This window comes from Bifidobacterium tibiigranuli, assembly GCF_022655035.1.
GTDB classification, from domain to species: Bacteria; Actinomycetota; Actinomycetes; order Actinomycetales; family Bifidobacteriaceae; genus Bifidobacterium; species Bifidobacterium tibiigranuli_A.
Map to the genome: position 1 here is coordinate 50,726 of NZ_JALCUA010000007.1, position 26,888 is coordinate 77,613.

20 protein-coding genes are annotated in these 26,888 nt (G+C 63.1%); 15 read left to right on the plus strand and 5 right to left on the minus strand.

What is annotated here, in order from left to right:
- Window positions 1-73: 73 nt before the first annotated feature.
- Together hrpA and LKK40_RS07860 are read right to left on the minus strand one after the other, a co-directional pair.
- Window positions 74-4,168 carry an ATP-dependent RNA helicase HrpA gene (gene hrpA, locus LKK40_RS07855; protein ID WP_304310155.1) on the minus strand — a complete coding sequence of 1,365 codons (4,095 nt, stop codon included), beginning with the start codon at window positions 4,166-4,168 and terminating at the stop codon, window positions 74-76.
- The gene (locus LKK40_RS07860) at window positions 4,165-4,797 is read right to left on the minus strand and encodes a class I SAM-dependent methyltransferase (RefSeq protein WP_304310156.1); all 633 of its coding nucleotides are present in this window, start codon (window positions 4,795-4,797) and stop codon (window positions 4,165-4,167) included. The genes hrpA and LKK40_RS07860 overlap by 4 nt, the downstream gene beginning before the upstream one ends.
- A gap of 128 nt (window positions 4,798-4,925) precedes the next feature.
- Here LKK40_RS07860 and hflX point away from each other — a divergent pair, with 128 nt between their 5' ends.
- The 3 genes from hflX to LKK40_RS07875 all read left to right on the plus strand — a co-directional run bounded on the left by hflX (window position 4,926) and on the right by LKK40_RS07875 (window position 8,826).
- Window positions 4,926-6,425: a GTPase HflX gene (gene hflX / locus LKK40_RS07865; protein ID WP_304310157.1), complete on the plus strand. Its 1,500-nt coding sequence runs from the start codon at window positions 4,926-4,928 to the stop codon at window positions 6,423-6,425.
- Between the two features lie 351 nt (window positions 6,426-6,776).
- Window positions 6,777-7,739: an L-lactate dehydrogenase gene (locus LKK40_RS07870; protein WP_304310158.1), complete on the plus strand. Its 963-nt coding sequence runs from the start codon at window positions 6,777-6,779 to the stop codon at window positions 7,737-7,739.
- Between the two features lie 118 nt (window positions 7,740-7,857).
- Window positions 7,858-8,826, plus strand: a complete 969-nt coding sequence (locus LKK40_RS07875) for a cation diffusion facilitator family transporter (RefSeq protein ID WP_304310159.1) — start codon at window positions 7,858-7,860, stop codon at window positions 8,824-8,826.
- 136 nt (window positions 8,827-8,962) lie between these two features.
- Here the strand turns inward: LKK40_RS07875 and lexA are convergent, their stop codons facing one another.
- Window positions 8,963-9,676, minus strand: a complete 714-nt coding sequence (lexA, locus tag LKK40_RS07880) for a transcriptional repressor LexA (protein WP_304310160.1) — start codon at window positions 9,674-9,676, stop codon at window positions 8,963-8,965.
- A 373-nt stretch (window positions 9,677-10,049) separates the two neighbouring features.
- Between lexA and LKK40_RS07885 the strand changes: the two genes are divergently transcribed.
- Together LKK40_RS07885 and nrdR are read left to right on the plus strand one after the other, a co-directional pair.
- Entirely contained in the window at window positions 10,050-10,349 is a 300-nt protein-coding gene (locus tag LKK40_RS07885) for a LysM peptidoglycan-binding domain-containing protein (protein WP_304310161.1), read from the plus strand.
- Window positions 10,350-10,641: 292 nt separating this feature from the next.
- Entirely contained in the window at window positions 10,642-11,097 is a 456-nt protein-coding gene (gene nrdR / locus LKK40_RS07890) for a transcriptional regulator NrdR (protein WP_304310162.1), read from the plus strand.
- Between the two features lie 125 nt (window positions 11,098-11,222).
- Here the strand turns inward: nrdR and serA are convergent, their stop codons facing one another.
- On the minus strand, window positions 11,223-12,422 hold the full coding sequence (gene serA, locus LKK40_RS07895; RefSeq protein WP_152580690.1) for a phosphoglycerate dehydrogenase: 1,200 nt from the start codon (window positions 12,420-12,422) through the stop codon (window positions 11,223-11,225).
- Window positions 12,423-12,432: 10 nt separating this feature from the next.
- Window positions 12,433-14,712 (minus strand): HelD family protein, encoded by a 2,280-nt coding sequence (locus LKK40_RS07900; RefSeq protein ID WP_304310163.1) that lies wholly within the window; start codon window positions 14,710-14,712, stop codon window positions 12,433-12,435.
- A 333-nt stretch (window positions 14,713-15,045) separates the two neighbouring features.
- Between LKK40_RS07900 and mraZ the strand changes: the two genes are divergently transcribed.
- The 10 genes from mraZ to LKK40_RS07950 all read left to right on the plus strand — a co-directional run bounded on the left by mraZ (window position 15,046) and on the right by LKK40_RS07950 (window position 26,823).
- A complete protein-coding gene (mraZ, locus tag LKK40_RS07905; protein WP_304310211.1) occupies window positions 15,046-15,579 on the plus strand; it encodes a division/cell wall cluster transcriptional repressor MraZ in 534 nt (177 codons plus the stop codon).
- Entirely contained in the window at window positions 15,579-16,652 is a 1,074-nt protein-coding gene (gene rsmH / locus LKK40_RS07910) for a 16S rRNA (cytosine(1402)-N(4))-methyltransferase RsmH (protein WP_304310164.1), read from the plus strand. Before mraZ ends, rsmH begins: the two co-directional genes overlap by 1 nt.
- Window positions 16,652-17,128, plus strand: coding sequence for a hypothetical protein (locus LKK40_RS07915; RefSeq protein ID WP_304310212.1), 477 nt, complete (start codon window positions 16,652-16,654; stop codon window positions 17,126-17,128). Before rsmH ends, LKK40_RS07915 begins: the two co-directional genes overlap by 1 nt.
- The gene (locus LKK40_RS07920) at window positions 17,125-18,912 is read left to right on the plus strand and encodes a peptidoglycan D,D-transpeptidase FtsI family protein (protein ID WP_434735131.1); all 1,788 of its coding nucleotides are present in this window, start codon (window positions 17,125-17,127) and stop codon (window positions 18,910-18,912) included. The genes LKK40_RS07915 and LKK40_RS07920 overlap by 4 nt, the downstream gene beginning before the upstream one ends.
- A 34-nt stretch (window positions 18,913-18,946) precedes the next feature.
- Window positions 18,947-19,828 (plus strand): UDP-N-acetylmuramyl peptide synthase, encoded by an 882-nt coding sequence (locus LKK40_RS07925; protein ID WP_304310165.1) that lies wholly within the window; start codon window positions 18,947-18,949, stop codon window positions 19,826-19,828.
- 34 nt (window positions 19,829-19,862) lie between these two features.
- Window positions 19,863-21,458, plus strand: a complete 1,596-nt coding sequence (locus LKK40_RS07930) for a UDP-N-acetylmuramoyl-tripeptide--D-alanyl-D-alanine ligase (protein ID WP_304310166.1) — start codon at window positions 19,863-19,865, stop codon at window positions 21,456-21,458.
- Between the two features lie 70 nt (window positions 21,459-21,528).
- The gene (mraY, locus tag LKK40_RS07935; RefSeq protein ID WP_152580682.1) at window positions 21,529-22,632 is read left to right on the plus strand and encodes a phospho-N-acetylmuramoyl-pentapeptide-transferase; all 1,104 of its coding nucleotides are present in this window, start codon (window positions 21,529-21,531) and stop codon (window positions 22,630-22,632) included.
- A 94-nt stretch (window positions 22,633-22,726) separates the two neighbouring features.
- Window positions 22,727-24,220: a UDP-N-acetylmuramoyl-L-alanine--D-glutamate ligase gene (gene murD / locus LKK40_RS07940; protein ID WP_434735132.1), complete on the plus strand. Its 1,494-nt coding sequence runs from the start codon at window positions 22,727-22,729 to the stop codon at window positions 24,218-24,220.
- A complete protein-coding gene (gene ftsW / locus LKK40_RS07945; RefSeq protein WP_304310167.1) occupies window positions 24,207-25,610 on the plus strand; it encodes a putative lipid II flippase FtsW in 1,404 nt (467 codons plus the stop codon). Before murD ends, ftsW begins: the two co-directional genes overlap by 14 nt.
- A 31-nt stretch (window positions 25,611-25,641) precedes the next feature.
- Complete coding sequence (locus tag LKK40_RS07950; RefSeq protein ID WP_304310168.1) at window positions 25,642-26,823, plus strand: UDP-N-acetylglucosamine--N-acetylmuramyl-(pentapeptide) pyrophosphoryl-undecaprenol N-acetylglucosamine transferase; 1,182 nt, start codon at window positions 25,642-25,644, stop codon at window positions 26,821-26,823.
- The last annotated feature ends 65 nt before the right edge of the window (window positions 26,824-26,888 follow it).

The following is a 26,888-nucleotide window of genomic DNA, read 5'->3' on the forward strand; positions in this document are numbered from 1 at the left end:
GGTCGATTGCCATGTGGGCGATTGCCATGCGGACGTCGTGCTGTCTGCGGTCGCTTTGAAGAAATGCGTGCCATCAGGCTTCAAGCGCCTTTCTGATGCGCTGCAGGCTGACGGGCTTCGCGGTGCCGAGTTCCTGCGCCCACAGGGAGACGTAGAACTCTTCGAGCATCCAGCGGGCGACGGTGTAGCGCTTGCCTAGCGACTCATGCCGTGGCCCGGCCGGCTCGGCCTTCGCCTTGACGTGGAAGCGCTCGACGAGCTGACGGGCCTCGTCGGCCTCCCACGCCCAGCGCACATCGCGGTTCTTGTCGGTTTTCGCCTTGCTCAGGCGCACAATGTCACTGTGCAGATAGCGTTCGATGGAGGCCAGCGCGTCCGGGGGAGCGGCGCCGATGAAGCCCTTGCACACCAGCGATGCGATATGCTCGCGCACCGATTGCAGCACGGAGAGCATCGGCAGATCTGCGGGGCCGGACACTGCCTTGTCTACTTCGGCATAGCGTTTCAGGATGGCGATTACGTCGCGCGCCACCGCATAGACTGTGTCCTCGTACACCTGCTCAACGCCTGCTACAGCCTGCGCCAAAGCGGCATCGTCATCCAACTGGTCGATGTCGGGCAGCAGCCGCTTGACGGCGGCCAACTGCAGGTCCTCGCTCAGCGCCTTGGTCGAGGCGTACGGTGCCGAGGCAAGCATGAGCGCCTCGGTTCCCAGCCAACGCGAGGAGATGCGTTCGCTGGGAAGGCGCAGCTTGTCCAGCGCCCCCTGCCAGAGCATCGTCGCGCGAGATTGCGTGGTGGCCCCGGCCTTGTGCAGCAGATTCGCCTGCTCGACCAGTTTGCCCTGCGCCCCGGCCGACTGGGCCTTGCCGCGCACGACCTGCCGCGCCGAAGCTTCGGCCTGCGCCGCGAAATGGCGCTGCAGCTCGACCAGCGAGCGCCCGGTGCCCAGTACGGTTGCCGCGTTGCGACTGACATGGCCAGACCTGTTGCCGTGGCGGCCCCGTGATTTGGCAGGATTCGGCTTCTCGATGATGAAGTTCATGCGCAGATATGGCGGCAGCTTCGACCACTGGTCGCCTTCGAACACCTGCGGGTGAATCTGTGCGCCGACCACGTGGATCGCCGCCTGCGTAAACACATGCGTGAAATCAGGCCAACTGGCAACGCCGGTCTGCTCGTTCTCCGGCGGCAGATTGGGACGTCCGTTTTCGCCCGATCCGGGCAGATCAGGATAGTGCTCGGCGATGTACGCGCGTATTGCCCGCGCCGTGTCGGGGGCGGGCACGAACTGCACGCGCAGGGCCTTGGGCAGTGATTTGATCATCGCCACGATCAGCTCGTCCAGCAGCCCGGGCACATTCCACGTGAACTGCTCGGGGCGCAGTCGGGAGAGCACGGTTATGGGGATATGCGCGCTCACCCCGTCGGCCGGGTCATGCGGATCGTAGACATAGCTCAGCTTGAGATCCAGCGCGGTGCCATCCATACCCAGCGCATGCCAATGGTCGGGATAATCATCCAGGCTCACGCTGCCTTCGTTTTGCAGCCGTTCGACGGCCTCGGGGTCGAAATCGAGCAGCTGCGGATGCGCGTCGTGCTCGATCTTCCACCATTTCGCCAGATCGGCGAGCGAGGTGATATCGGCGGGAAGCACCGTGTTGTAGAAGTCGTACAGGTCTTCGTCGCTTACGCTGGCCGCCGCCTGGCGGGTACGGCTCGTGTCTTCGGCGGCGTCATGCAGCACATCGAGATTGCGCGTCACGAAGTCGTCATAGGAGAACTGCTGCTGGATATCGCCTTCGACCAGCCCTTGACGAATCAGGAAGTCGCGCGCCTCAAGCGGATTGATGCGCCCCCACTGCACGGTGCGGTCCTGCACGATGGGCAGTCCGTAGAGCAGGACCTTGGCCTTGGCGACGGCTGAGCCGCGCGAGGCCGACCAGTGCGGCTCAGCATAGGTGGTCCGTGTCAGGCTTCCGGCCAGTGGCTCGGCCCACGCGGGGTCGATGGCGGCGGAGTACCGGGCCCACAGGCGCGAGGTTTCGACCAGTTCGGTGCTCATAACCCACGGCGGCGTCGTTTTGGCGACGGCCGAGGCTGGGAACAGCGCGAAGCGCGTGCCACGGGCACCCTGATAGTCGTTATGCGATTGCTTGGCGGCGCGCTTCATCGCCCGCGCCTTCGCCGCGCCTTTCAAGCCGGCAAAATCTGAGGCTTTGGGCTCGCGCACCACCTGCATGCCCATCATCGAGAGCAGTCCGGCGAGCATGGCGGTGTGTATGCCCTGCGCATCCCAGCTGCAGCACATGCTGTGCGCTGCCTGCTGGTTGAGCGGCAGTTGGCGAATGTCCAAGGGTGGCCGCGACGCAGGCTGCGGCTCGCCGACCTTGAATTTCAGCTCGTGGCACATATCGCCTAGCTGTGAGACGAGATCGCGCCACTGCTTGAGGCGCAGAAAGCTCAGGTATTCGGTTTTGCACAGGCGCCGCAGCACGCCGTTGCTGGGGCTGCCGTCCGCTTGGAACACCCGGTCCCAGAGGTTCAGCGCGGTCAGGAAATCGCTGGATGCATCGGCGTAGCGGTTATGAATCCTATCGGCTTCCTCGCGGGCCTCGTCGGGGCGTTCGCGCGGGTCCTGCAGGCTCAGGAACGCCACGACGACCAGCACGGCCGCCAGCGTATTTGGTGTCGTAGTGTGCGCAGCCTCGACAACCATACGACCCAAACGGATATCGATGGGGATACGTGCCAGCTGGCGTCCTGTGCGCGTCAGCGCCATCTCGCCGTGCTTGCGGGCGACCGCCTGAAGCTCGGTGAGTTCGTTGAAGCCGTCGGAAACCGCCTTGACGTCCGGCGGGTCGATAAAACCGAAATGCGTCACATCATGGGCGTTCTTCGCCACGCCGACCGAAAGCATATGCAGCACGACGGCTCCGAGCGAAGTGCGCAGGATCTCCGGCTCGGTGAAACGCGGGCGGGTCTCGTAATCGTCGCTGTCGTACAGCCGTATCGCGATGCCGTCCGCCACGCGCCCGCAGCGGCCCGAACGCTGGTCGGCGCTGGCCTGCGAGATCGGCTCGATAGGCAGCCGCTGCACCTTCGCGGATTTGGAATAGCGCGAGATTCTGGCGGTTCCGGGGTCGACCACGTAGCGGATGCCGGGCACGGTGAGCGAGGTCTCGGCCACATTCGTGGCGATGACGATGCGCTGGTGCGCATGTGATTCGAAGACCTTGTGCTGCTCTTTTGAGGACAGCCGCGCGAACAGCGGCATGATCTCGATGGCGTCGCCCCGGCGCATATCGTCGGCCCGAGGGCCGAAATGGCGGCGCAATGCGGTTTCGAACTCGCGGATATCGTGTTCGCCGGAGGCGAAGACCAGAATGTCGCGGGCCCCGCGCTCGTGGCTGGCGTGGATGACCAGCTCGGCGCAGGCCCGGGCCACAGCCGTGGCCATATCCGCATCGGCGGCCCGGCCGGAGCGAGGCATGTCACCGTCCGTATTCCGCGCTGCGCTGCTTTCGAACCCGGGGACATAGCGCATCAGCGCGGGTTCGGAGCCCAGTGGCTCATAGACGATCTGCACGGGGTAGGTGCGCCCCGACACTTCGATGACCGGAACAGGCCGGTGCAGCGCCTGCTCGAAATGATGCTGGAACTTGACCGAATCGATGGTCGCGGAAGTGATGACGAGTTTCAGATCGCGGCGCTGCGGCAGTAGGGAGGTCAGATAGCCGAGCAGAAAATCGATGTTCAGGCTGCGCTCGTGCGCTTCGTCGATGATGATTGTGTCATACTGGCTCAGGCGCGGATCGCGCTGGATCTGCGCGAGCAGAATACCGTCGGTGACTACGCGCAGACGGGTTTTGGGCGAGCTGGCGTCCGTGAAACGCACCTGATAGCCGATTTCATCGCCCAGCCGCACGCCCATTTCCGAGGCGATGCGCTCCGCGACCGTGCGCGCGGCGATGCGGCGCGGCTGCGTATGCACGATCTGATGGCCATGCGTGCCCCGGCCCATTTCCAGCAGGATCTTCGGAATCTGCGTGGTCTTGCCCGAACCGGTCTGGCCGGAGACGATTACGACCTGCGAGGAAGCGACGGCTGCGGCGATGTCGTCATGCGCCGCGCTGACCGGCAGCTCTTGGGGATACTCGTATTTCATGCCTGACGCAGCACCTCGATCACGCGATAGCCCTTTGCACTAGCGTATTTCGACACCGCGTAGCCTTCGCCCAGCGTCGCCGCAAGCCACGGAATCAGCGAGTCGGCCCCGAGATTGCGTTGCACCACCAGATAGGCGGCGCCATGGTCGGATAATCTCGGCAGCCAGCGCATAAGCATGTCGTGCAGCGCCTCCTTGCCGACGCGAATCGGGGGATTGGACCAGATCGCATCGAAACGCACGTCGGCGGGGACATCGTCAGGTTCGGCGACGCGGATATTGCCCAGATTCTGGCTGTGCGCGTTGTCGCGCGTCAGATCGAGCGCGCGCTGGTTGACGTCCACGGCCCAGACGGTTGCCTCGGGAGCGAGCAGGCCCAAGCTCAGCGTAATCGGCCCCCAGCCGCACCCCAGATCGAGCAGATTGCCGCGTTTCGGCGGCTCGGGCACGCGGCGCAGCAGCACGGAGGTGCCCAGATCGAGGCGATTGCCGGAGAACACGCCATGCGAGACCGCTACGGGCACCTCGCGCCCGGCCAGCTGAACGGTGATGGTGCGCCGAACGTCGGGAGAGGTCGGCGCAGACGAGAAATACTGCTCTTGGCGCGGTTGCTGGTCCTTGTCGTTCATTGCTCTGCCTATCTCCCTGGCCTGCCTTGTTGCGGCCCACATATTCGCCCACGGCTCAGTTGCGTCGTCTGCCGCAGCGTTGTCTTCCAGAATGATGATAATGGAAAACCTTAGTTCCAACGTGAGAGGTGTCATTGACCCAACAGTTTGAAAGCGGCAGCAACAACGACATAAGCAAGGCGGTCGACGTGCTGGCCGACCGCTCCGAGGTCCTGCTTGACAAGTCCTATGATATTCCAGATGTCGACCAGGGCGGCGAGGAGTGGGCCGAGCGCGAATCGCGCAATGCACTGAAGCATGTGGCAGGCCTAGGCGAGCTCGAAGACATCACCGAGGTCGAATACCGCAAGGTCCGGCTTGAGCGCGTCGTGCTCGTCGGCGTATGGTCGAGCGCCACCGGCACCCAGTCGCAGGCCGAGGAATCGCTCAGAGAACTTGCCGCATTGGCGCAGACGGCCGGAGCCGAGGTGTGCGAAGGCATGCTGCAGCACCGGCTCAAGCCGGATCCGGCGACCTATATCGGCTCCGGCAAGGCCAAGGAGCTTGCAGGCATCGTGGCTCAGCATGAGGCCGATACGATTATCGTCGACGATGATCTGGCGCCTAGCCAGCGTCGTGCGCTTGAAGACGTGGCCAAGGTCAAGGTGGTTGACAGGACGGCTGTGATTCTCGATATCTTCGCGCAGCATGCCACCAGCCGCGAAGGCAAGGCGCAGGTGGAGCTGGCGCAGCTGCAATATATGCTGCCCAGGCTGCGCGGCTGGGGCGCGGCCTTGTCCCGGCAGGCGGGCGGTCGCGCGGCAGGTGCCGACGGCGGCATCGGCTCGCGTGGCCCGGGCGAGACACAGCTCGAAATGGACCGGCGCGTGATTCGTACCAGGATCGCGAGATTGCGCCGCCAGATCGCGCATATGGCTCCCGCACGCGAGGTCAAGCGCGGCGCACGGCAGCGCTATGGACTGCCCACGGTCGCCGTGGTCGGCTACACGAATGCCGGCAAGTCCTCGCTGACCAATCGCCTGACCGGTTCGAGCGAACTGGTGGAGAACGCGCTGTTCGCCACGCTCGATACCGCCGTGCGCTCGGCGAGGACCAAGGACGGGCGCGTGTACGCCTATGTCGACACTGTCGGATTCGTGCGGCGGCTGCCGACCCAGCTGGTCGAGGCCTTCAAATCGACGCTGGAGGAGGTCGCGCAGTCCGATCTCATCGTCCATGTGGTCGATGCCTCATACGGCGACCCGCTGGCGCAGATCGACGCGGTGAACACGGTGCTGGCGGATATCAACGGTGCGCAGGACATCCCGCGCATTCTGGTGTTCAACAAGGCCGATCATGTCGACGAGGCGACTCGTGCGCGGCTTTCGGCGCTGTATCCACAGGCTCACATCGTGTCGTCCTTGAGCGGCGAAGGCATTGACGCGCTGCGCGGGGAGGTCGAGGCGCTGCTGCCGGTGCCCGATGTGCATGTCGAGGCGCTGCTGCCCTATACGCAAGGCTCGTTGCTGTCTCGAATCCGGGAGTACGGCAGGCTTGAGACGGCGGAATACCGCAATGACGGGGTTCGCATCGAAGCGCAGGTGGACAGCCGCCTGGCTTCGCAGATCGTTGACGCGTCTGTTGATTGAGATGTGGGTTTGCTGAGATGTGGGTTTGTCTGAGCAGTGGAATTTGACCGGGATGTGAGTGTGCTGAGCAGTGGATGTGACATGGCAGTGGATTTGGCTGTAATCGAGGGCATTGTGGCGAAGTTCACTGTGCAAAGGTCGTCGCCCGACGCAGCTGCGTGAATCGACCATGGTGCGCTTGCTGCGGCGAATCCGTTGGGATTGCGCCATTTGCAAGGGTTCTCGCCGTATTATCGCGACGGGTTGTCGCTCGGTAAGCAAGCCGAAAACGTCAAAGTCTATGGATAAAGTAGTTACTGAGAATTGTGGCGTGATGAACAGAATCGCGCCGAATATAGAGAGGTTCAACACATGGTTGATTTCACAAATAAGCCCACGAAGCTTGCCATCATCGGTGCTGGCGCCGTCGGCTCCACATTGGCCTTCGCCGCAGCACAGCGCGGCGTCGCCCGCGAGGTCGTGCTTCAGGATATCTCCAAGGAGCGCGTCGAGGCTGAGGTGCTGGATATGCAGCACGGTTCCAGCTTCTACCCCTCCGTCACCATCGACGGGTCGGATGACGTCGAGATCTGCCGCGATGCCGATATGGTTGTGATTACGGCCGGTGCGCGCCAGAAGCCGGGGCAGAGCAGGCTCGACCTGGCCGAGGCCACGGTGAACATCATGAAGTCGATTATCCCGAATGTGGTCAAGGTCGCGCCGAACGCCGTCTACATGCTCATCAGCAACCCGGTGGACATCGTCACCCGCGTGTCGATGCAGATTTCGGGCATGCCTGCCAACCAGATGTTCGGCTCGGGCACCAACCTCGATTCCGCTCGTCTTCGCTATCTCGTCGCTCAGCAGACCGGTGTGAACGTCAAAAACGTGCACGCCTACATCGCCGGCGAACATGGCGATTCCGAGGTTCCGCTGTGGGCCTCCGCGACCATTGGCGGCGTGCCGATGTGCGACTGGAAGGCACTGCCGGGCCGTGAGCAGCTTGATGCCGTGAAGCGTGAGGAAATTCATCAGGAGGTCAAGAACGCGGCCTACCGGATCATCAACGGCAAGGGCTCCACGAATTACGCGATCGCCATGTCCGGCGTCGATATCGTCGAGGCCATTCTGAACGACACCAATCGCGTGTTGCCGGTGTCGTCGTATCTTGACGACTTCCACGGCATTTCGGGCGTGTGCATGTCGGTGCCGACGCTGCTTAACCGCTTCGGCGTCAATTCCCGCCTCAACACTCCGGTTTCGGACAAGGAGCTGGCGGCGCTGAAGCGCTCCGCCGAAACGCTGCGCGAAACTGCCTCGAAGTTCGGTTTCTGAGGTTTCTGATTTTCTTTTTTGCCTATGCGTCATGCGCCGTGGCGGCTCCTTGTGCGGGGCCGCCACGGCGCATGATTGTTTTTCTGACGTCTATGCTTTTTGATTTTGGTGATTGGTTATGAGTCCTGACGACTCTCATAGTGCTGCGAATGCTGTGGATCCCACGGATGACAACGATGCGGCTGAGGCAGGCAGAAGCCATCAGCGCCGATTGACGATGACCTTGGCGCTGACGGGGACGGTGTTCATAGCCGAAATCATCGGCGCCATCGTCACTTCCTCGCTGGTGCTGCTTGTCGATGCTGGCCATATGCTGACCGACGTGCTGGTGCTGGTCGCCTCAAGCGTCACAGCCGCGCTGATGCGGCGCAAGCCTAATGCCCGCAGGACCTGGGGATGGGCCAGGCTCGAAGTGCTCACGGCTGCGGTGGGAGCGTTCGCCCTGCTCGGCGTGGGGCTGTATGCGTTGCTGGAAGCCGGCGTGCGGCTGTTCGGTGCGTCGCAGGCACAGGTGCATGACACTGGTCTGCTCCTTGGATTCGGGCTGCTTGGCCTTGCCGCCAATGCGGGTTCCATTCTCATCCTTGCTGCGCAATCCCATGACAATATGAATATGCGGGCGGCGTTCCTTGAGGTCATGAACGATGCGCTCGGTTCGGTGGTCGTCGTGATCTCCGCAATCGTCATGATGACCGTCGGCTGGCAGTGGTTCGACGCCGTGGCGGGTGCAATCGTCGCCGTACTGATGATTCCCCGGGCTGCCAAGCTGCTGCACAAGGCAGCCGTCGTATTGCTTGAGGAGACCCCGCGAGGCTTGGATCTGGAACTGGTTCGCGAGCATATGCAGCGTGTGCCGCATGTGCTCGCAGTGCATGACGTGCATGCGAGCACGGTTGCCACGGGCATGCCTATTCTTACCGCGCATGTGGTCGTGGAACGGGGCTTAAGCATGGAGCAGGCTGCAGCGGTGCTCGATCAGCTGCGCCATTGCCTCATCGAGCATTTCGAGGTTTCGATCCCTCATACGACCTTCCAGTTGGAGCCGGAGGGCTACGCGTCCCAGGAGGAGACCGCTTTGCACGAGTAGGCGGTGCGTGGTGACCGCTGTTCCCTGACATGTCCGATCTGTGTCATATCTGATTTATGTCATGTCGGATATACGCGACGCTGGGTATACCGCTAGCCGGTTTTTGGCTCTGTGCTAAGGCTTGTCCGCGTCTGTGTCAGAGCTTGCGCAGCACGGTGACGACTTTGCCCATGATGCTGGCGTGCGTGCCATCGATGGGGGAGTACGCGGGATTATGCGGAATGAGCCACAGGTGCCCGTGGTCGTTTCGGTAGGTTTTGACCGTGGCCTCATCGTCAAGCAGCGCTGCGACGATGTCGCCGTTCACTGCGGTGCGCTGCTCGCGGACTACGACGAAATCACCATCGCAGATCGCGGCGTCGATCATCGAATCGCCGTGGACTTCAAGCATGAACAGATTGCCGGTGCCGGTGAGCCGCTCGGGCAGTCGCATTACATCGTCGACATGCTGCTCGGCGGTGATCGGGGCTCCGGCGGCGATGCGGCCTACCAGCGGCACGTCGCGCGACTCGATGACCGCTGCGCTTTCCTCCGGATTCGGCCCGGTGAACGGCAGAATCGTCGCAGTGCCGCCCTCCTCCTCATTCGAGTCTTCGACCAGCTCGATGGCGCGGCCCTTGTTGGCATTCATGCGGATAAGACCCTTCTCTTCAAGCACCTGCAGCTGATGCTTGACGGAGGAAGAACTTTTCAGACCGGCGGATTGCCCGATCTCCCGGAATGATGGCGCGAATCCGCGCTGCGAGACATGAGTGCGTATGGCATCAAGAACCTTGCGCTGGCGGTCCGTCAGCGTGGCCGAGGTATCAGCGCCCTGCGCTCGCCTGGGGGCAAAGGGAATCGTGCTCATATCCGCTCCTTCATAGGTCATTTTCTCCATCATAACGTGTATATCGTGTGAAATCAAACAGATGTTCGAAAATGAGCTTGCATTAGTCGAACGTCTGTGCGAAAATCAAACATACGTTCGATAGAACAGATGTTCGCTTTTATGTACCGGAAGGTCTCAGACATGTGAAGAGCCGAAGGTGAATGCGAGCAGCAAGAGATTTGAGAAGCAGAGCTGTGAAAAGCGAAGTTGTTGGATACAGAGTTGAAGGAGAGTGGTGGAGATGACTGCAGCAACGTCGTATGGGCAGATGATTCGTATTCGTGGCCGCGTTCACGGTGATATTCGCGGCGATATACGGAAAGCACCCCGGAAGGCTTCAAGCGCTTCTGCAGTGGCAGCGCATAGAACCAAGCCGGTATTCACACGCATTGCCGCGGCGATGCTCATAGCTGCCATATCGTGGCTGGGGTGGAGCATCGTTATGCCGGCTACACAGGCGCAATCGGCGACGGGACCGGTGGCGGTCGTGAATTACACGGTGCGCCCGGGGGACACGCTTTGGTCGTTTGCCGATCGGGTCACGCCGAAGAACGGCAACGTCGCCGAAACCGTGCAGGAGCTCAAGGAGCTGAACAATCTCGACTCCGTGTCGCTTACTCCCGGGCAGAATCTGCTCGTTCCTGAACGCTGATCGGCTGCGTCGGGTTCGGGCGGCAATGATGGTCGGGGCAACGGTGCCGGGGGCGATGCGATGACATGGCGATGCGATGACGTAATGATCTCCGTAGTCGGCGGCGAACGACCCGCCTGGCAATGCGATGACATGGCGTAATGATGGTGAAACGATACAGATGAGTGCGGTGTCGAAGGGGACTACGCAAGGTAGTGATCTGATGCCCGGGCGTGTCGAATATGGGCAGATTGCGTTTCGGGAACCACCGGGGCCTTCCCATTATTCGCGTTATATGGCTATCCTTGTGTGCATGCACTGTCCGTTTTGCCAGAATCCCGATACCAAGGTCGTCGACACTCGACTCAACGAGGACGGCCATTCCATACGCCGCCGCAGGGAATGCCCCAAATGCGGCAAACGCTTCACGACTGTGGAGACTTCCATGCTTCTGGTGATGAAGCGCTCCGGCAACGTCGAGCCTTTCGACCGGGGCAAAGTCATCTCCGGCGTACGAAAAGCATGCCAAGGCAGGCCCATCAACGAAGATGACCTCAAGCTGCTTGGGCAGAAGGTCGAAGAGGATCTTCGCTCACGCGGTTTCGCCCAAGTCAAGTCCGACGAAGTAGGCAGGGCGATACTGCGGCCTTTGCGCGACTTGGACGAGGTGGCGTATCTGCGCTTCGCCAGCGTCTACCAGAACTTCGAAGGGCTTGCCGACTTCGAAAGCGCCATCAACGAGCTCAAGCAGGATAACCACACCGCCTGATAGGGAACCCGATCAGGCCTAGCTGTGTCGGCGGTGCCGCTGCATATATGTATGTAGCGCTGTCGTTCAGCGCTACAAGGAACAGTAGCAGGAGCATCGCTAACGGTGTGCGGCCGGAATGCAGGTCAGCTGATGACGCGCATGCGTATCGTGCCGTTGATGGTGCGCAGGGACTCAAGCGATGCGGCGTCGGGCTTGGTCGACACGTCGGTGACCACATAACCCAGCTGGCCTTCCGTGCCGAGCGACTGCGCGGTGACATTGATGTCTGCCTTGCGCAGCACCTGATTGACATCCGCCAGCACGCCGGGCAGATTGGCATGCAGATGCGTGATCCTCGCGCCGGATGCGCAGGCTTTCAGCGTTATCTGCGGCAGATTCACCGAAAGCATCGTCGATCCGTGGAACCAGTAGTCCTGGAGCCTCTGGGTGACGAAATGCCCGATATCCTCCTGGGCTTCGAGGGTCGAGCCGCCGATATGCGGGGTGAGAATCATATTGTCCTCGTCGGCAAGCGCAGTGACGAAAGGATCGCCGCTTTTCTTCGGCTCGATCGGGAAGACGTCGACGGCAGCCCCGGAGAGATGCCCGGAGTCCAAATGCTGCTTCAACGCGCCGAGGTCGGCCACGAATCCGCGTGAGATGTTGATGAAGATGGCATCCTGCTTCATCTGCGAGAACTGGTCTTCGCCGAAGAAACCAGTGTTGGACTTGCGTCCGTCGACGTGCAGCGTCACTGCATCGGATACTTCGAGCAGCGATTTGAGGTTGGGCATGCGTTGCGCGTTGCCCATCGCAAGCTTCTCCTCGATGTCGTAGAACACCACGCGCATGCCAAGCGCCTCGGCCAGCACGGAAAGCTGCGAGCCGATATGCCCGTAGCCGACGATGCCGAGCGTTTTGCCGCGCACCTCATGCGAGCCGGTGGCGGACTTGTCCCACAGACCGTGCCGCATATGATGCGTATGTGCGGGGATGCGACGCAGCAGGCAGATGATGTCGCAGATCACCAGTTCGACCACGGATCGCGTGTTGGAGTACGGGGCGTTGAACACGCCGATGCCGCGCGAGCCGGCATGCTCCAGATCGACCTGATTAGTGCCGATGCAGAAGCAGCCGACGGCGGTCAGCTGCGGTCGCGCGTCAATCACCTTGGCGCTGACCGTCGTCTTCGAGCGGATGCCGAGCAGATCCACGCCGTCAAGCGCCTCGATCAGCTCGTCCTCGCCAAGCGCCCCCGGCTTGGTCTCGACTTCGAAGCCGTGCTCGCGAAGGGATTGCGCGGCGAAGGGATGAATGTTTTCCAGTAGCAATGCTTTAGGCATGCGCCCCATCTTAGAGCGGGAGCTGGTCAGCGTCATCATGCGTCCGCACGATGACCAGCCGCTGCGTTGGGCGTGTCATCGCGACGTAGAGATCAGAGGCCGCCACGATGCGCGCGGGAGCCTCCTCCTCGATCTGCGCGGGCTGGACGACGACCACCGCATCGTATTCGAGTCCTTTCACCGTTTCCGTGTCGCATACGCTCACCTGCTCATCCCACGATTGCTGCGCCTGAAGTCGCGCGAACTCATCAAGATCGAGTCCTTCGCGCAGCCGTTCGCGTATCGACTCGCGCAGCGCAGGGATGCGACCTTGCGGGGCGATGACGGCGACACGGCCGGTTCCGTCCGCGGAGACGAATTGCGAGACGAGATCGAAGACGTGGTGCGCCACCGCCGTGGCCAGCAGCTCGGCATCGTCGATCTCGATGCGGGCGAGCGAATCGGGCAGCGTGCGCACCGCATTGATTGTCGAGATGTACAGTCCTTCCCGGGCGGCGAATTCACTGGCGGTGTTCGAGACCTCCTGGGGATTGCGGTAATTGATGGTCAGCTCGTCCAAGTCCCACCGGCCGGCGCCGAAGAGCGGATCCATGGTATCGCGCCAGCGGCGCGTGCCGCCCATCGCGGCGGTCTGCGCCACATCTCCCACGATGGTGAAGGAGCGCGAGGGGCAGCGGCGTATCAGCATGCGCCAATCCATAGCGGTAAGCTCCTGCGCCTCATCGACGACGATATGCCCATAGGTCCATTCCCGGTCGCTTCCGGCGCGCTGCGCGACGACCTCGCCATCCATGCCGTTCATCTCATCGAGCAGCATGCGTGACGAAACGATGCCGCTGCCCACGCCGGACTGGGCGAGGGCATCCTTGGCGAACTGCTCCTCCTGCCCGCGCCGGGCAGCCGCAGCCGCCTGACGGGCCATGGCCTTCGGGTCGGGACCAAGCAGCTCCATCGCCTCATCGAGCAGAGGGACGTCGGAGCGAGTCAGCACAGAGCCCTTCGGGCGCATCAGCGCGTCGACGTCCTCGTCGCTCAGCCACGGTGCAAAGCGGCGAAGCTGAGCCGGTTTACTGAACAGCTGGTCGATCAGCCACGGCCCGGTCATCGGCAGCCAGGCGATGTTCAGGGCATGGCGCACGTCGTCGTTCATCCGCAGCTGCAGCATCACATCGGAGAGCTCCGGCTGCTCGGGGGTGTAATCGAGCTGCTCGACGTAGCGGTTGCGCATGGCTATGAGCGCATTGTGCACGAAGGTCTCGCGCGCCTTGTTGTGCGGCTGGCGCGTGCGATGTGCATCGGTCTGCGCCTGCTCGATGTCGCCGCGCAGCATCCGCACATTGATGCCGTTGATGCGCGCAGTGGGCAGCTTCGCCGGCACGCGCTCGCGGAAGGCCACGGCATTCTCGATGACCGCACGCATGCGCCGGTCGCCCTTGAGCATCGCGCCGCGTGGAGTGTCCAGTGCCTCGCCGCGCACGCCGGGGATGAGATCGGCTATCGTGCGGCTGACTACGCCGGTTTCGCCCAGCGAGGGCAGCACCTGATCGATGTAGTGCAGGAACGCCGTGCTCGGCCCCACGACCAGCACTCCGGAGTTTCCAAGCCTGCGTCGGTGCGTGTACAGCAAGTATGCGGCGCGGTGCAGCGCGACGGCTGTCTTGCCGGTTCCCGGCCCGCCCTGAACTACGACCGGGCGTTCGAGCGGCGCTCTGATGATGCGGTCTTGCTCGGCCTGAATCGTGGCGACGATATCGGTCATCTTGCCGGTGCGCCGCGAACTGAGCGAGGCCAGCAGCGCGCCCTCGCCAGTGAGCGTGCCTGCGGAGGAAGCGCGGTCCACTTGCTCGGCATGCACATCGAGCACTTCGTCCTCGATACCTACCACGTCGCGGAAGTTAAGCGTGATATGCCGGCGCATCACGATGTCGCCGTGATTCGAGGGCGTGGCCTCATAGAAGGGCCGTGCCGCCTCGGCACGCCAGTCCGTCAGAATCGGCTCATGGCGCTCGCTGGACAGCCCGATACGCCCGATGTAGCGCCGTTCGCCCTGCACGTCGTCGAGGCGCCCAAAGACCAGCCGATCCTCGACGGCGCGCAGCTGTGTGAGCCGATCCTCGTACATCGTGGCGAAGGAGTCGCGCTCGGTGCGCTGGGTGGGGGAGCCGTGCGACCCGGCGGCACGCACCGTATCAAGCCTGTCGCGAGCCTGGCTGCGCAGGGCGTCCAGACGATGATATGCGCGGCTTACCGCCTCTTGTTCCTCGTGCAGCTGTGAGGAGTAACTCGACATGCTTGGCATCCTTTTCCTTCAAAACTTAGGCAATCAAATGTAGCGCACGCTCCCTACGAATCTGCATGTTCGCGAGGAATCGCGCAGCGGATGCTGCCGGGATGAGGCGAAGGAGGACGGAGCGGGGGCGGCGCGCGAAGTGAGGCACCGGGGTCGTTTCGATGAAACGCGGAAATCGGGTTGTGGGAATTATGAGGTCATATGGCGATTGTTTTGTCATGTTGTGGAGGAAAGTGGGGGAAAGTGGGGTAGAGTGGTGAATCAACTGAGCGAATCAGCCGAAATTGTCGCACCCGCAATCGCGAAGGAGGTGGAGGAATGCCCGAAGACCCAATGCTGCAGGGCCAGACCCTTCCCTCCGCCGACTCGGCCGATTCCGCTGCGCAAGGCGGTTCGCAGGACGGCGAGATTGGCGGCATGCCGATGCTGCCTTTGCTGCTGGGCACCTACACGCCGAAGATCGACGTCAAAGGGCGCATGGCGCTGCCGGCGAAGCTGCGCGCTCAGCTCGGACCGGGCATGGTCATGGCGCGTGGCCAGGAACGATGCGTGTATCTGCTGCCGCAGAGCGAATTCCGTCGCATCGCGATGCGCATCCAGCGCACCTCGATGGGTAACAAGGCTGCGCGAGACTATCTGCGCGTGTTCCTCTCCGGCGCGATCGACCAGGATCCGGATAAGCAGGGGCGCGTGCTGGTGCCGCCGATGCTGCGCGACTACGCGAAGCTCGGCTCCGACATCGTGGTGATCGGCGTGGGCACACGCGCCGAGATATGGAACCGCGAGGCCTGGGAACGCTACTTGGGCGAGCAGGAGCAAGGATATTCCGACATCTCCGATGATGTGCTGCCGGCGGTGGAGTTCTGATGACTGATTACTCGATGATTCATAAGCCCGTGCTTCTTGAGGAGTGCGTGGAACTGGTGACCCCGGCTATAAGCGGAGCCGGTGGCGTCGTCGTCGACTGCACGCTGGGATTGGCGGGCCACGCGACCGCGTTCCTTGCCGCAGCTCCCGCGGCGCACCTCATCGGCATCGACCGCGATGCCGAGGCGCTGGCGATGGCCACGCAGCGCATGCGCGACGCCGGCTTCGCCGACCGTTTCACGCCGGTGCACGCCGCCTTCGATGAGCTTTCCGACGTGCTGGACGGACTGCATATCCGTCGTGTGCACGCCGTGTTCATGGATCTGGGCCTGTCGAGCCTGCAGATCGATGAAAGCGAGCGCGGCTTCTCCTACGCGCATGACGCCCCGCTGGACATGCGCATGGACGCCTCGCAGGAGCTGACCGCCGAGCGCGTGCTGGCTGAGTACGGCGAACACGATCTTGAACGCATATTCCGCGCGTATGGCGAAGAACGGTTCTCGTGGCAGATAGCCCGCGAGGTTGTCCGGCGGCGCGAGCGCGAACCACTTGTGACTTCGCGCCAGCTCAATGCGCTGGTGGATGAAGTCGTGCCGCAGGCGCACCGTCCTGCGGGCAATCCGGCGAAGCGCGTGTTCCAGGCGTTGCGCATCGAAGTGAACGGCGAGCTGGACAAGCTTGCGCGCACGCTGCCGCAGGCCGCGCTGCATCTGGCTCCCCACGGGCGCATCGTGGTCGAGTCCTACCACTCGCTGGAGGACCGGACGGTGAAAACCTTCATGAACCAGGGATTGCATGCCGACGTGCCAGCGGGTCTGCCGGTCATCCCCGACGATGCTCAGCCCTTCTTCCGGGCGCTCACCCGAGGAGCGCGCAAGGCGAGCGCCGAGCAGATAGCCGCCAATCCGCGCTCCGCCTCCGTGCGGCTGCGCGGCGTGGAGCTCGTCCGCCCGATTCCTGCGCGGTTCAGACGGCGCTTTGACGATATGGCAGACGGCATGGCAAACGATACAGCACGAGGCAAGGCGCATGGGGCGCAGCAAGGCACGAGCGCGAACGGAAGGAATCGATGATGGCGACATCGGCACGAATGGTGCGATCGAACGCGGCGCCAGCAGGGCGTGAGAACGATTCGAGGGAGACGCCAAGGCGCCCCGAACTCACCGTGATCAAAGGACGCCGCGCGACCGGCAGTGCAGTAAGTGAAGGCTTCGAGCGGCTGCTGACGTGGACGAGGGCCCGCAGCATGCCGCTGCTGCAGGTCATCGTCGCCGTGGCATTCCTCGCCGTATGCCTGCTCGGCTCGCTCGCACTGCGCACGCAGATGGCGCAGAACTCCTTCGAACAGACGCGGGTGCAGGACAATATCTCCACGCTGACCCAGGACGTGCAGGACGATCAGGCGAAGCTCGACGCGCTTCAGGCGTCGCTGCCCCAGAAGGCGCAGGATATGGGCATGGTGCCGCAGCAGGGCTCCATATCGATCGATCTGAGCGGATACCAACCCAGCCAGCAAGCCAACCAACCCAGTAAGGGGGCCGGGCAATGAGCAACAGGCGCACATCGACGAAGGGATTCGTCTCGCGCTCGACGACGATATGCCTCATCATGACGCTGGTGGCGCTGCTGTGCATCGGCCAGCTGGCTTCCATTCAGCTGCTGCATGGCAGGTCCACGGCGCAGGCGGCGACCGCGAGCCGCACCCTGCCGGTCACGATAAGTGCGCAGCGCGGCAAGATCCTCGACACCAACGGCTCGGTGCTGGCGCAGAGCGTGGAGCGCTATACGATCGTCGCCGATCCGCAGGCCGCGCAAAGCTTCAAGCCGACTGCCTGCACGCCTGATACGAAGGACTACTGCCAGCAGGTCGATGGCAAGCCGATCGACACGATCGGGGCGGCTGCCGTGGCGCGGATTCTGGCGCCCACGCTCGGCATGGACCCTATGGAGCTGGGAGCCAAACTCAGCGTGCCCGGGCGCTACGCCGTGCTGAAGAAGGATGTCGACCCGGAAGTCAAGCGCGCCATCGACAAGCTCGGGCTTGGCGGCATCATCTACGGCGAGCTGAGCAATGAGCGGCTGTACTCCAACGGGACGATGATCGGCGCGCTGCTCGGCGGTGTGGACGCGCAAGGCAAGGGCGTCGCGGGCATCGAGCAGATGGAGAACGCAGCGCTGACCGGCAAGAACGGATACAAGGTGTACCAGCAGGGCAACGGCGGCGAAGAGATTCCCGGCACGTTGGCCGAATCGAAGGATGCGGTCAACGGCAGCGATGTGGCGTTGACCGTTGATTCCGACGTGGACTGGTATGTCAAGAAGGTGCTTGCGGAAGGCAAGCAGAAGTACCAGGCCGACTGGGCTCTCGCCGTCGTCCAGGATGTGCGCACCGGGCAGATTGTCGCGCTCGACGACACCGATCAGATCGAGGCCGGAGGCGACGATGCCAAGCTCAATGTCGCCAAAGTGGTCAACCAGACCTTCGAGCCCGGGTCCATCGGCAAGGTCGTCTCGATGGCGGGCATGCTGCAAAGCGGCGGCAGCCAGCTCACCGACAGGTTCACGGTCCCCGACCAGATCAACAAGAACGGACAGGTGTTCCACGACGCCGAAAACCACGCGGCTGATCATTGGACGCTGGCAGGCATCCTGCAGCAGTCCTCCAACGTCGGCATGGTGATGGCGTCGGGCAACTACAGCAACGAGCAGCGCTACGACTTCATGACCAAATTCGGCTTCGGGCAGAACAGCGGCATGGGGCTTCCCGGTGAATCCTCGGGCACGCTGGCAAGCCCGCAGCTGTGGGACGGGCGCACCAAGGACACCGTGCTGTTCGGGCAGGGCTACACGGTGAACGCGCTGCAGCTGACCAATGCCGTCGCCACCATTGCGAACAAGGGCGTGCGCCAGCAGCAGTCGATCATCAAATCGGTGACCGACGCGAACGGCCATGTCTCGACGCCGAGCGAACCGCAGCCCACGCGCGTGGTGGACGAGCAGGTGGCCTCCCAGATGAGCGATGCGATGGAGTCGGCGGCCGCGCAATATCAGGCTTTCTCCGGAGTGGATGGATATCGGATCGCGGCCAAGAGCGGCACCGCCGAGGTGGTGGGCGCCGACGGCAGGCTCTCCTCGATCGTCAGCGACTGGTCGGGCATCATCCCGGCCGACAACCCGCGCTTCGTCGTCACGGTCGTGATGAAGAACCCGCACGGCAGCTTCGGCGGCCTGACCTCCGGCCCGGTGTTCAAGCAGATCGGTGAATTCCTTATGCAGAAGTACGAAGTGCCGACCTCGGCGCCACGCAAGAATGCTATTCCGGTGACGTGGTGAAGTCGCAGCAGAACATCCAGGAAAGGTGCGTCCTATGAGCGCAGTGAGCGAATCCGTGGGCAGGCGGATGACTCTGGGCTACCTTGTGGACCATTACGGCTTCGATCTCGAACCTTCATTCGCCATGGACGTGACGATCACCTCCCTGGCCGATGATGTGGATTCGGTAGGCCCGGGAAGCCTGTACATCCCTTCGCACAGCGTCGATGCGGAGCGCCTCGAACGGGTCAGGGCGCGTGGCGCCTATGCCGCGCTGGTGCCGCATGCGATGCGGGAGATGGCCGATAATGCGCAGTTTCCGCTGCTGTTCGCCGAGCCTGACGCCAGGCAGATCGGCAAGCTCGCGAGCGACATTGCAGGCAAGCCCTCGGGAATGCTCGCCATGTTCGCCATTTGCGGCGAAGACGGTGACGAGGTGGAGGCCAATGTGGTGCGGCTGGCCGATTTCCTGCATATGCTCGGCAATCCGGTCGGCGTGATCAGCGCGTCCGGATCCAGTTCGCTCGAACGCAGACTCGACCTGCGCCACCCTGTCGGCATCCTTGACGTGCAGCACACGCTGGCGGTATGCGGCGAGGACGGAGCGGCGGCGGCCGTCATCGCGCTTAACGAGCGCACGCTGCGCCCCGATGCCTTGCAGTCGGTCGGCATTGATGTGCTGGGCAGTGTGGATGACGTCAGGCAGCAGTCGATCTCGTCGCTTCGAGCGGCCCAGGCCTATGGCTTCATTGCGGACAAGCAGCTCACCATGACCATGCGCACGGAGGAATCCGATGCGCTCGCCAGTCAGAGCGCGCTGGGCCAAGGGGACGATTCGGAGCGGCGGTTGTCGCTCGCCATTGCCATGACGCTGGCCGCAGGCGTGCGCCGAGGCAACATCAAAAGCGCCCTGCGTGTCTCGCGAGAATTGCGCTAGACATGCAGACGAACGGTTTTTCGAGAGGACGATCATGATACCAATGCCTGTAGTTGAGGTCGCGCACGCCGTGTCCGGCCGGATTGCAGCTGCACCGGACGCTACGGCTGGCACGGTTGTTTCAGCTGGCACAGTTATTACAGCTGGCACAGCTGCCACGGCTGGGCAAGATACAACGGTTGCCTCGCAGCCTGGCGACAGCATCGTTGCCGTCGTCACCGATTCGCGTCAGGCCACGCCAGGATCGCTGTTCGTGGCTATCCCCGGCGAGCGCGTTGACGGGCATGATTTCCTTGATGCGGCCGCGCGCAACGGTGCCCTTGCCGCAATCGTCGATCACGAAGTGCCCGGCGCGCCGCTTGCCCAGATCATCGTAGCCGACTGCGTCACGGCGCTGGGAGAACTGGCCCGATACAACCTCGAACGGCGGCGCGCGCTGCCCGGCGATTTCTCCATCGTGGCGATCACCGGTTCGGTGGGCAAGACCACGACCAAGGATCTGCTGCATGCCCTGCTGGGCTCGCTGGCTCCTACTATCGCTCCGATCGGTTCGTTCAACAACAATATAGGACTGCCGATCACCGCGCTCCAAGTGGGTGCGGACACGCGCTTTCTGATAGCGGAGATGGGTGCTAATCACGTCGGTGAGATCGCCAGGCTGACAACCATCGCTCCGCCGGACGTTTCGGTGGTGCTTAAGGTCGGCACGGCCCATCTGGGCGAGTTCGGCTCGGTCGAGCGCATCGCCCAGGCGAAAAGCGAAATCGTGCGCGGTCTGCTGCCTGGCGGCGTCACCGTGCTCAATGCCGATGATTCGCGCGTGTCGGCCATGTCCCGACTCGCCCCGGCTGATGTGCTGTGGTTCGGGCTCGGCGAGGAGCCGCACAATGTGCACCCCGGCATGCTCAGCGCCGTGGATATTGACGTCGACGAGTTCGACCATCCGCAGTTCACGCTGGTTCGCGTCGGCGGTGATGCCGAGCAGCCGCAATCGCAACAGCGGGCAGCAGTGCAGCTGGGGCTCGCTGGCAGCCATAACGTGATGAACGCCCTGGCCGCAGCCAGCGTCGCATCGTATTTCGGCATGTCGCTTGCGGATATCGCGCGCGGACTGCAGGACGTCAGTCGCATCAGCCCGCATCGCATGGCGCTGTCGCAGGTTGATGACGACGACGCTGCATTCACGCTGATCGACGACTCCTTCAACGCCAATCCCGACTCGATGAAGGCCGGCATCGAGGGCCTGCGCTCATGGAAGCGCGACGAGCCGGAAATCTATCGCGTCGCGGTGCTTGGCGCAATGCTGGAACTGGGCGACAACGAAACGGCGCTGCACGAATCAATCGGCGCCTATGCTGCGACGCATGGCGTCGATGCGGTCGTGGCAGTGGGTGGCGACACGCACCTCGACGCGCTGGCCGCAGCGCTTGCGCGCGGCGCTTCGCAGCCAGCCGCGCAGCCGACTGGTGCGCGCATCTCGGTAGACTTGGTGCATGACGCCGAACACGCCAGATCCGTGGTCAAGGATCTGGCTCGTGCCCATCCCGGCATGGTCGTGCTGCTCAAAGGCTCTCACGTCTCTGGGCTGAGCATCCTGGCGGAGCAGTGGGCCCCGCGCGCCGACGCCTGACAGAACTCAAGAAGCCTGACAGGACCCAAAAGAGAAGTAGGAACGCAGAAGAAGAAGTGGGGTTGCAACATTGATTTCGCTCATCCTGGGAATCGTGGTGTCGCTGATCGTCGTGATCGTCGGCACGCCGCTCCTGATACGCCTGGTGCACCGGCTGCACTATGGGCAGTACATCCGCCAGGACGGCCCGCAGTCCCATCTCGTCAAGCGCGGAACCCCCACTATGGGCGGCGTGGCGATTATCGCCGCCATCGTGCTGGGCTGGGGCAGCTCGGCGCTCTACCGCTACCTCAATAGCGGGCAGACGCCTTCGGGCTCGGCCCTGATTGTCATCTACGCCATGATCTCGATGGGTGCGCTGGGTTTCATCGATGATTTCGCCAAGGTGCGCAAAAAGCAGAACCTTGGGTTGTCTGTGGGCGCGAAATTCGTCGGGCAGTTCATCCTTGCCACGATCTACGCCGTGCTGGCGCTGGTTGTGCCTACCAAATCGGGCTTCCCCAGTGCGCAGGCGGGCATGAGCTTCATCGAGCGGCCGTTCTTCAGCTTCGCCTTCGCCGGCAACTTCCTTGCCATTGTGCTGTTCGTCATCTGGGCGAACTTCCTCATGACCGCATGGACCAACGCGGTCAATCTCACCGACGGCTTGGACGGCTTGGCTTCAGGATCTTCGATGATCGCCTTTGCCGGCTACTCGTTCATCGCCTTCTGGGAGAGCTACCATCTCAAAGGCGCCGGGCATGAGGGCTACGCCTACGCGGTCTCCGACCCGCTGGACCTGTCGATCATCGCGGCCTGTGCTGCGGTGGCCTGCTTCGGATTCCTGTGGTTCAATTCCAACCCGGCCACGATCTTCATGGGCGATACCGGCTCCCTGGCGCTCGGCGGACTGTTCGCGGCGATGTCCATCGCCACGCACACCGAGTTCCTCGCGGTGATCATCGGCGGCCTGTTCGTCATCGAGACCTGCTCCGACATCATTCAGGTCGGCTGCTTCAAGCTCACCCACAGGCGCGTGTTCAAGATGGCGCCGATTCACCATCATTTCGAAATGCTCGGGTGGAGCGAGACGAAGGTCGTCGTGCGCTTCTGGATGATCGAATTCATGTTCGTGCTCGTCGCGCTGATGTCGTTCTATGCAGACTGGGCCGGGCGCTCCGGCTTGCTGCTGTAGAGGCTGTACATCATTACAGGGTCGCAGACGCTGCTGTACATGCGCCGATTGTAAGGTGTTGGCTAGGCCAAGAGCAATCGTATGGAGAGGATGAATGATACGTATGGAAGATCTCAGCGAGAAAACCGTTCTGATAGCAGGTCTGGGTGTGTCCGGGCGCAGCGCTTTGGAGGTGCTGCAGGGCCGGGCCGGGCGCATCGTGACGGTGGATGAGCGCAAGCCGGAGGCCGACCTGCATTCCTTCGACGATGTGGACTGGACGCAGATTGATATCGTGGTCACCTCGCCCGGCTTCAACCCGCGCACGCCGTTCATCTTGGAAGCCCAGCGGTACGGCGTGGCCATCTACAGCGAAGTGGAGCTGTCCTGGCGGCTGCGGGCCGCGAACCAATGCTCGGGCGTGGAAGCGCCGTGGATCGGTATTACCGGCACCAACGGCAAGACGACCACCACACAGATGGTTTCGACGATACTCGAGGCGTGTGGGCAGGAAGCCCCGGCGGTCGGCAACATCGGCAAGGCGCTTTCCCATGCTGCCGTTGACCCGGGCAACGACATCCTGTGTGTCGAGCTGAGCTCCTTCCAGCTGCATTTCACCGAGTCCTTGGCGCTGGATTGCGCCGTCATCACGAATATCGCCGACGATCATCTCGACTGGCATGGCGGCATCGAGAACTATGCGGCCGACAAGGCGAAGGTGTTCCGAGGCGTCAAGCGCACGCTGGTCTTCAACGCGGACGATGAGCGGGTTTCCAAGCTCGCCGATGAGGCCGTCACTGCTCCCGGCTGTCGTAAGGTGGGCTTCACCCTGCATGAGCCGGCAGCGGGCCAGCTGGGCATCCGCGAGGGCTGGATTGTCGATAGGAGCGGGCTGAGCGGTGTTGGTGGGAACGGCGCTGATGCGGCCAGCGCCAGCGAGACCAACGCTGATGAGACAAACTCTGACGAGATCAAGATCGCGCCGGTTGCGCAGTTCACTCATCTGTGTGAACCGGATGGCTCCCCGTATCCGCATCTGCTTGCCGACGCGCTCGCCGCGCTGGCGCTGGCGCTCGGCATCGACGCCGACTTGGCGACTGCCGTGGAGGCGCTGCAGGCGTTCTCGCCGGGAGGGCATCGAATCGAGACGGTTGCTGTGGCGAAATCCCCGGCCGGCACGATTCGCTTCGTCGACGATTCGAAGGCGACCAACGCCCATGCCGCCGAAGCCTCGCTCGCCGCATTCGCCCCGGGAAGCGTCATATGGATCGCAGGCGGCCTAGCCAAGGGCTCGCGCTTCGAAGGGCTGATCCGCGACCGGCGCGAGAAGATCAAGGCGGCGGTCGTCATCGGCGTCGATCAGCAGCCCATGCTCGACGCGCTGCGCTCGCAGGCGCCGGACATCCCGGTGAGCGTGATTGACCCGCAGGACAAGGCCACGGTTATGGACCGGGCGGTGGGCGCGGCCGGTGCCTTCGCACAGCCGGGCGACGTGGTGCTTATGGCTCCGGCCTGCGCCTCGATGGACCAGTTCGTATCGTATGCCGATCGTGGCGAGCGTTTTGCGGCTCAGGCGCGTCGTTGGGTGGGGGCTCATGGCGAACAGTAAGCGCCCCGCCCGCAGAGCCGCATCTTCGCGTAAGTCCAATCAGGCCAATCAGGTCGGCAGCAAGGCGCCTGCGCGCGGCAACGGCGCAGCGCAGCGGAACAGTGCGGCGTCGCGGCGGTCTGAGAACGGCAAACGCCCGGCTGCTGGCTCCCGCGCTGGCCGTGGTTCAGGCCATGCCGGCTACGACGTGCATGGCGGCCATGATTTTAACCATGACGGCCATGACGACCGTGGCAGCCGCGGCATTCGCGCGCTGAGCAACCCGCTGTGGTGCTATCACGGCTTCCGCATCGCCGTCGTCGCCCTGACCTGCTTCGGCGTGATCATGGTCTTTTCGAGCTCCTCGGTCACGATGATCTCGCTTGGCGTTTCCCCGTGGAAACAGGCGATATCGCAGGGCATCTACTGTGTGATGGGCTTCGTGCTCGGCATCATCGCCGCGCATGTACCGCTCAAGACGTATCGCCGATTCAGTTTCCCGCTTATCTGCTGCGCGATTGTCCTGCAGCTGGTCACCTTGACGCCGCTGGGCGTATCGGTCAATGGCAATGCGGGGTGGATTGGCATACCCGGCGTGTTCACCATGCAGCCGGCCGAAGTGGTGAAGCTGTCGCTGTGCATCTGGATGCCTGCCGCCGTGGAGCGTTCGACGAGCCGCTACGAGGCGGACGGCATCAAAGTCTATGCGAAGCCTGCCGGTGTGTTCGCGCTGTGCCTACTCTCGGTCATGGCCGGGCAGGATCTCGGCACGGCCATGATTCTCGTGTTTATCGGAGCGGTCGCGATGCTTATTGGCGGGTTCCCGCTGCGCTGGTTCTTCGGCATCGTTGTGCTCCTCGTGGTGTTCATCGTCGCCTTCGTCGTCACCAGCCCCAACCGCATGAAGCGTATCCTGGCGGCCTACCAGCCGTGCACGAGCGACGATGTGGCAGGCGTGTGCTACCAGGCCATCCATGCGAAATACGCGATGGGCTCCGGCGGGCTGCTCGGCGTGGGCATCGGCAATTCGCGCGAGAAATGGAACTACCTGCCTGAGGCCCACAACGACTTCATCTTCGCGATTATCGGCGAGGAGACCGGATTCATCGGCGCGGTCATGGTGATCGTGCTGTTCGCCATCCTGGGATGGTGCCTGGTCTGCGTGGCGCTGCAGATGAAGAACCGCTACGTTGCGATGGTGCTTGTGTGTATCGCGATGTGGCTGGTGGGGCAGGCGCTCGTCAACATCATGGTGGTGATCGGCTTCCTGCCGGTGATGGGCGTCCCCTTGCCCTTCGTCTCCGCCGGCGGCTCGTCGCTTATCATGTGCCTCATCGCCGCAGGAGTAGGTGTGAGCATGATGCGAGTCCATCCCCAGATCAACGCGGGCACCTCCACGCTGAACTCGTGACCAGACTCGTGAATGACTAGACTCAGAAACTATGAATAGCGCACAACGACATATCGTTCTGGCCGGCGGCGGCACCGCAGGCCATGTCAATCCTTTGCTGGCCGTGGCCGACGCCATCAGGGCCATCGACCCGCAGGCCGCAATCAGCGTGGTCGGCACCGCCGTCGGCTTGGAGCACGATCTCGTGCCGCAGGCCGGCTACGAGCTTGACACCATCGAAAAAGTGCCGTTCCCGCGCCGACCGAACCGCGCCGCTGTGCAATTCCCCGGCCGCTGGCGCAATGAACGTCGCCGGGTGCGCGAGATTCTCGAACATCGCCAAGCTCAGGTGGTCGCAGGCTTCGGCGGCTACGCTTCGGCGCCGGTCTATGCTGCGGCGCATCGCATGGGCATCACGATTGCCATTCACGAGCAGAACGCCCGGGCCGGCATGGCCAACAAGCTCGGCGCGCGCTGGGCCGATTTCATCGGCACGGCGTATGACGGCACTGGTCTTAAGGCGCGGCGTGGCTCGGCGCTGCAGCGCGTTGGACTGCCGCTGCGCCCTGCCATTGCAGACCTGTGTCAGCGCATCGAAGCCGATCCGCAAGCCACCCGAATCGAGTCGGCGCAGCAGCTCGGCGTCGATCCAAGCCGGCCGCTGATCGTCGTGACCGGCGGCTCGCTGGGCGCAGCCAGTCTCAACCGTGCCGTGGCTGCCTCAGCCGATGTGCTGCTCGCCCATGCGCAGATCATCCACCTGACGGGCAAGGACAAAATGGATTCGACGCGCCAGTTGGCCGTCTCTTGCGTGGGCGAAGGCCCGATTAATGACCTCGACCCGGCTCATGCCGGGCAGGGCGACTATCATATGGCCGCATACCTGGAACGTATCGATTTGGCCTTCGCCTGCGCCGACTTGGTGCTCTGCCGTTCCGGTGCCGGCTCCGTTTCCGAGCTTGCCGCCATCGGATTGCCTGCGGTGTATGTGCCCCTGCCGATTGGCAACGGCGAGCAGCGCTTCAACGCGCAGCCGGTGGTCGAAGCGGGCGGTGGCCTTATGGTCGCCGACAACGAATTCACCCCCGAATGGGTGGGCTCGCAGCTGCCATCGCTGCTGGCTGACGCAACGCGCCTGCATGAGATGGGTCGGGCGGCCTGGTCATACGGCATCCGGGACGCCGCCGAGGTCATGGCGCATCGGGTGCTCGAACTGGTTGACCGGCAGCGGTGAGCTATGCAATGAGCGTGCGATGGGTGCGAGGCGAACGTGCAGTGAATATGCGGTGATGCGCGATA

What these genes read in the sequence shown, in the direction of transcription:
- murD (WP_434735132.1), top strand. Translation starts at nt 22,727, where the DNA reads ATGATACGTATGGAAGATCTCAGCGAGAAAACCGTTCTGATAGCAGGT.
- rsmH (WP_304310164.1), top strand. Translation starts at nt 15,579, where the DNA reads ATGACTGATTACTCGATGATTCATAAGCCCGTGCTTCTTGAGGAGTGC.
- LKK40_RS07925 (WP_304310165.1), top strand. Translation starts at nt 18,947, where the DNA reads ATGAGCGCAGTGAGCGAATCCGTGGGCAGGCGGATGACTCTGGGCTAC.
- hrpA (WP_304310155.1), bottom strand. Translation starts at nt 4,168, where the DNA reads ATGAAATACGAGTATCCCCAAGAGCTGCCGGTCAGCGCGGCGCATGAC.
- serA (WP_152580690.1), bottom strand. Translation starts at nt 12,422, where the DNA reads ATGCCTAAAGCATTGCTACTGGAAAACATTCATCCCTTCGCCGCGCAA.
- lexA (WP_304310160.1), bottom strand. Translation starts at nt 9,676, where the DNA reads ATGAGCACGATTCCCTTTGCCCCCAGGCGAGCGCAGGGCGCTGATACC.
- ftsW (WP_304310167.1), top strand. Translation starts at nt 24,207, where the DNA reads ATGGCGAACAGTAAGCGCCCCGCCCGCAGAGCCGCATCTTCGCGTAAG.
- nrdR (WP_304310162.1), top strand. Translation starts at nt 10,642, where the DNA reads ATGCACTGTCCGTTTTGCCAGAATCCCGATACCAAGGTCGTCGACACT.
- LKK40_RS07875 (WP_304310159.1), top strand. Translation starts at nt 7,858, where the DNA reads ATGAGTCCTGACGACTCTCATAGTGCTGCGAATGCTGTGGATCCCACG.
- mraZ (WP_304310211.1), top strand. Translation starts at nt 15,046, where the DNA reads ATGCTGCAGGGCCAGACCCTTCCCTCCGCCGACTCGGCCGATTCCGCT.
- LKK40_RS07950 (WP_304310168.1), top strand. Translation starts at nt 25,642, where the DNA reads ATGAATAGCGCACAACGACATATCGTTCTGGCCGGCGGCGGCACCGCA.
- LKK40_RS07870 (WP_304310158.1), top strand. Translation starts at nt 6,777, where the DNA reads ATGGTTGATTTCACAAATAAGCCCACGAAGCTTGCCATCATCGGTGCT.
- LKK40_RS07920 (WP_434735131.1), top strand. Translation starts at nt 17,125, where the DNA reads ATGAGCAACAGGCGCACATCGACGAAGGGATTCGTCTCGCGCTCGACG.
- LKK40_RS07915 (WP_304310212.1), top strand. Translation starts at nt 16,652, where the DNA reads ATGGCGACATCGGCACGAATGGTGCGATCGAACGCGGCGCCAGCAGGG.
- LKK40_RS07900 (WP_304310163.1), bottom strand. Translation starts at nt 14,712, where the DNA reads ATGTCGAGTTACTCCTCACAGCTGCACGAGGAACAAGAGGCGGTAAGC.
- LKK40_RS07860 (WP_304310156.1), bottom strand. Translation starts at nt 4,797, where the DNA reads ATGAACGACAAGGACCAGCAACCGCGCCAAGAGCAGTATTTCTCGTCT.
- LKK40_RS07930 (WP_304310166.1), top strand. Translation starts at nt 19,863, where the DNA reads ATGATACCAATGCCTGTAGTTGAGGTCGCGCACGCCGTGTCCGGCCGG.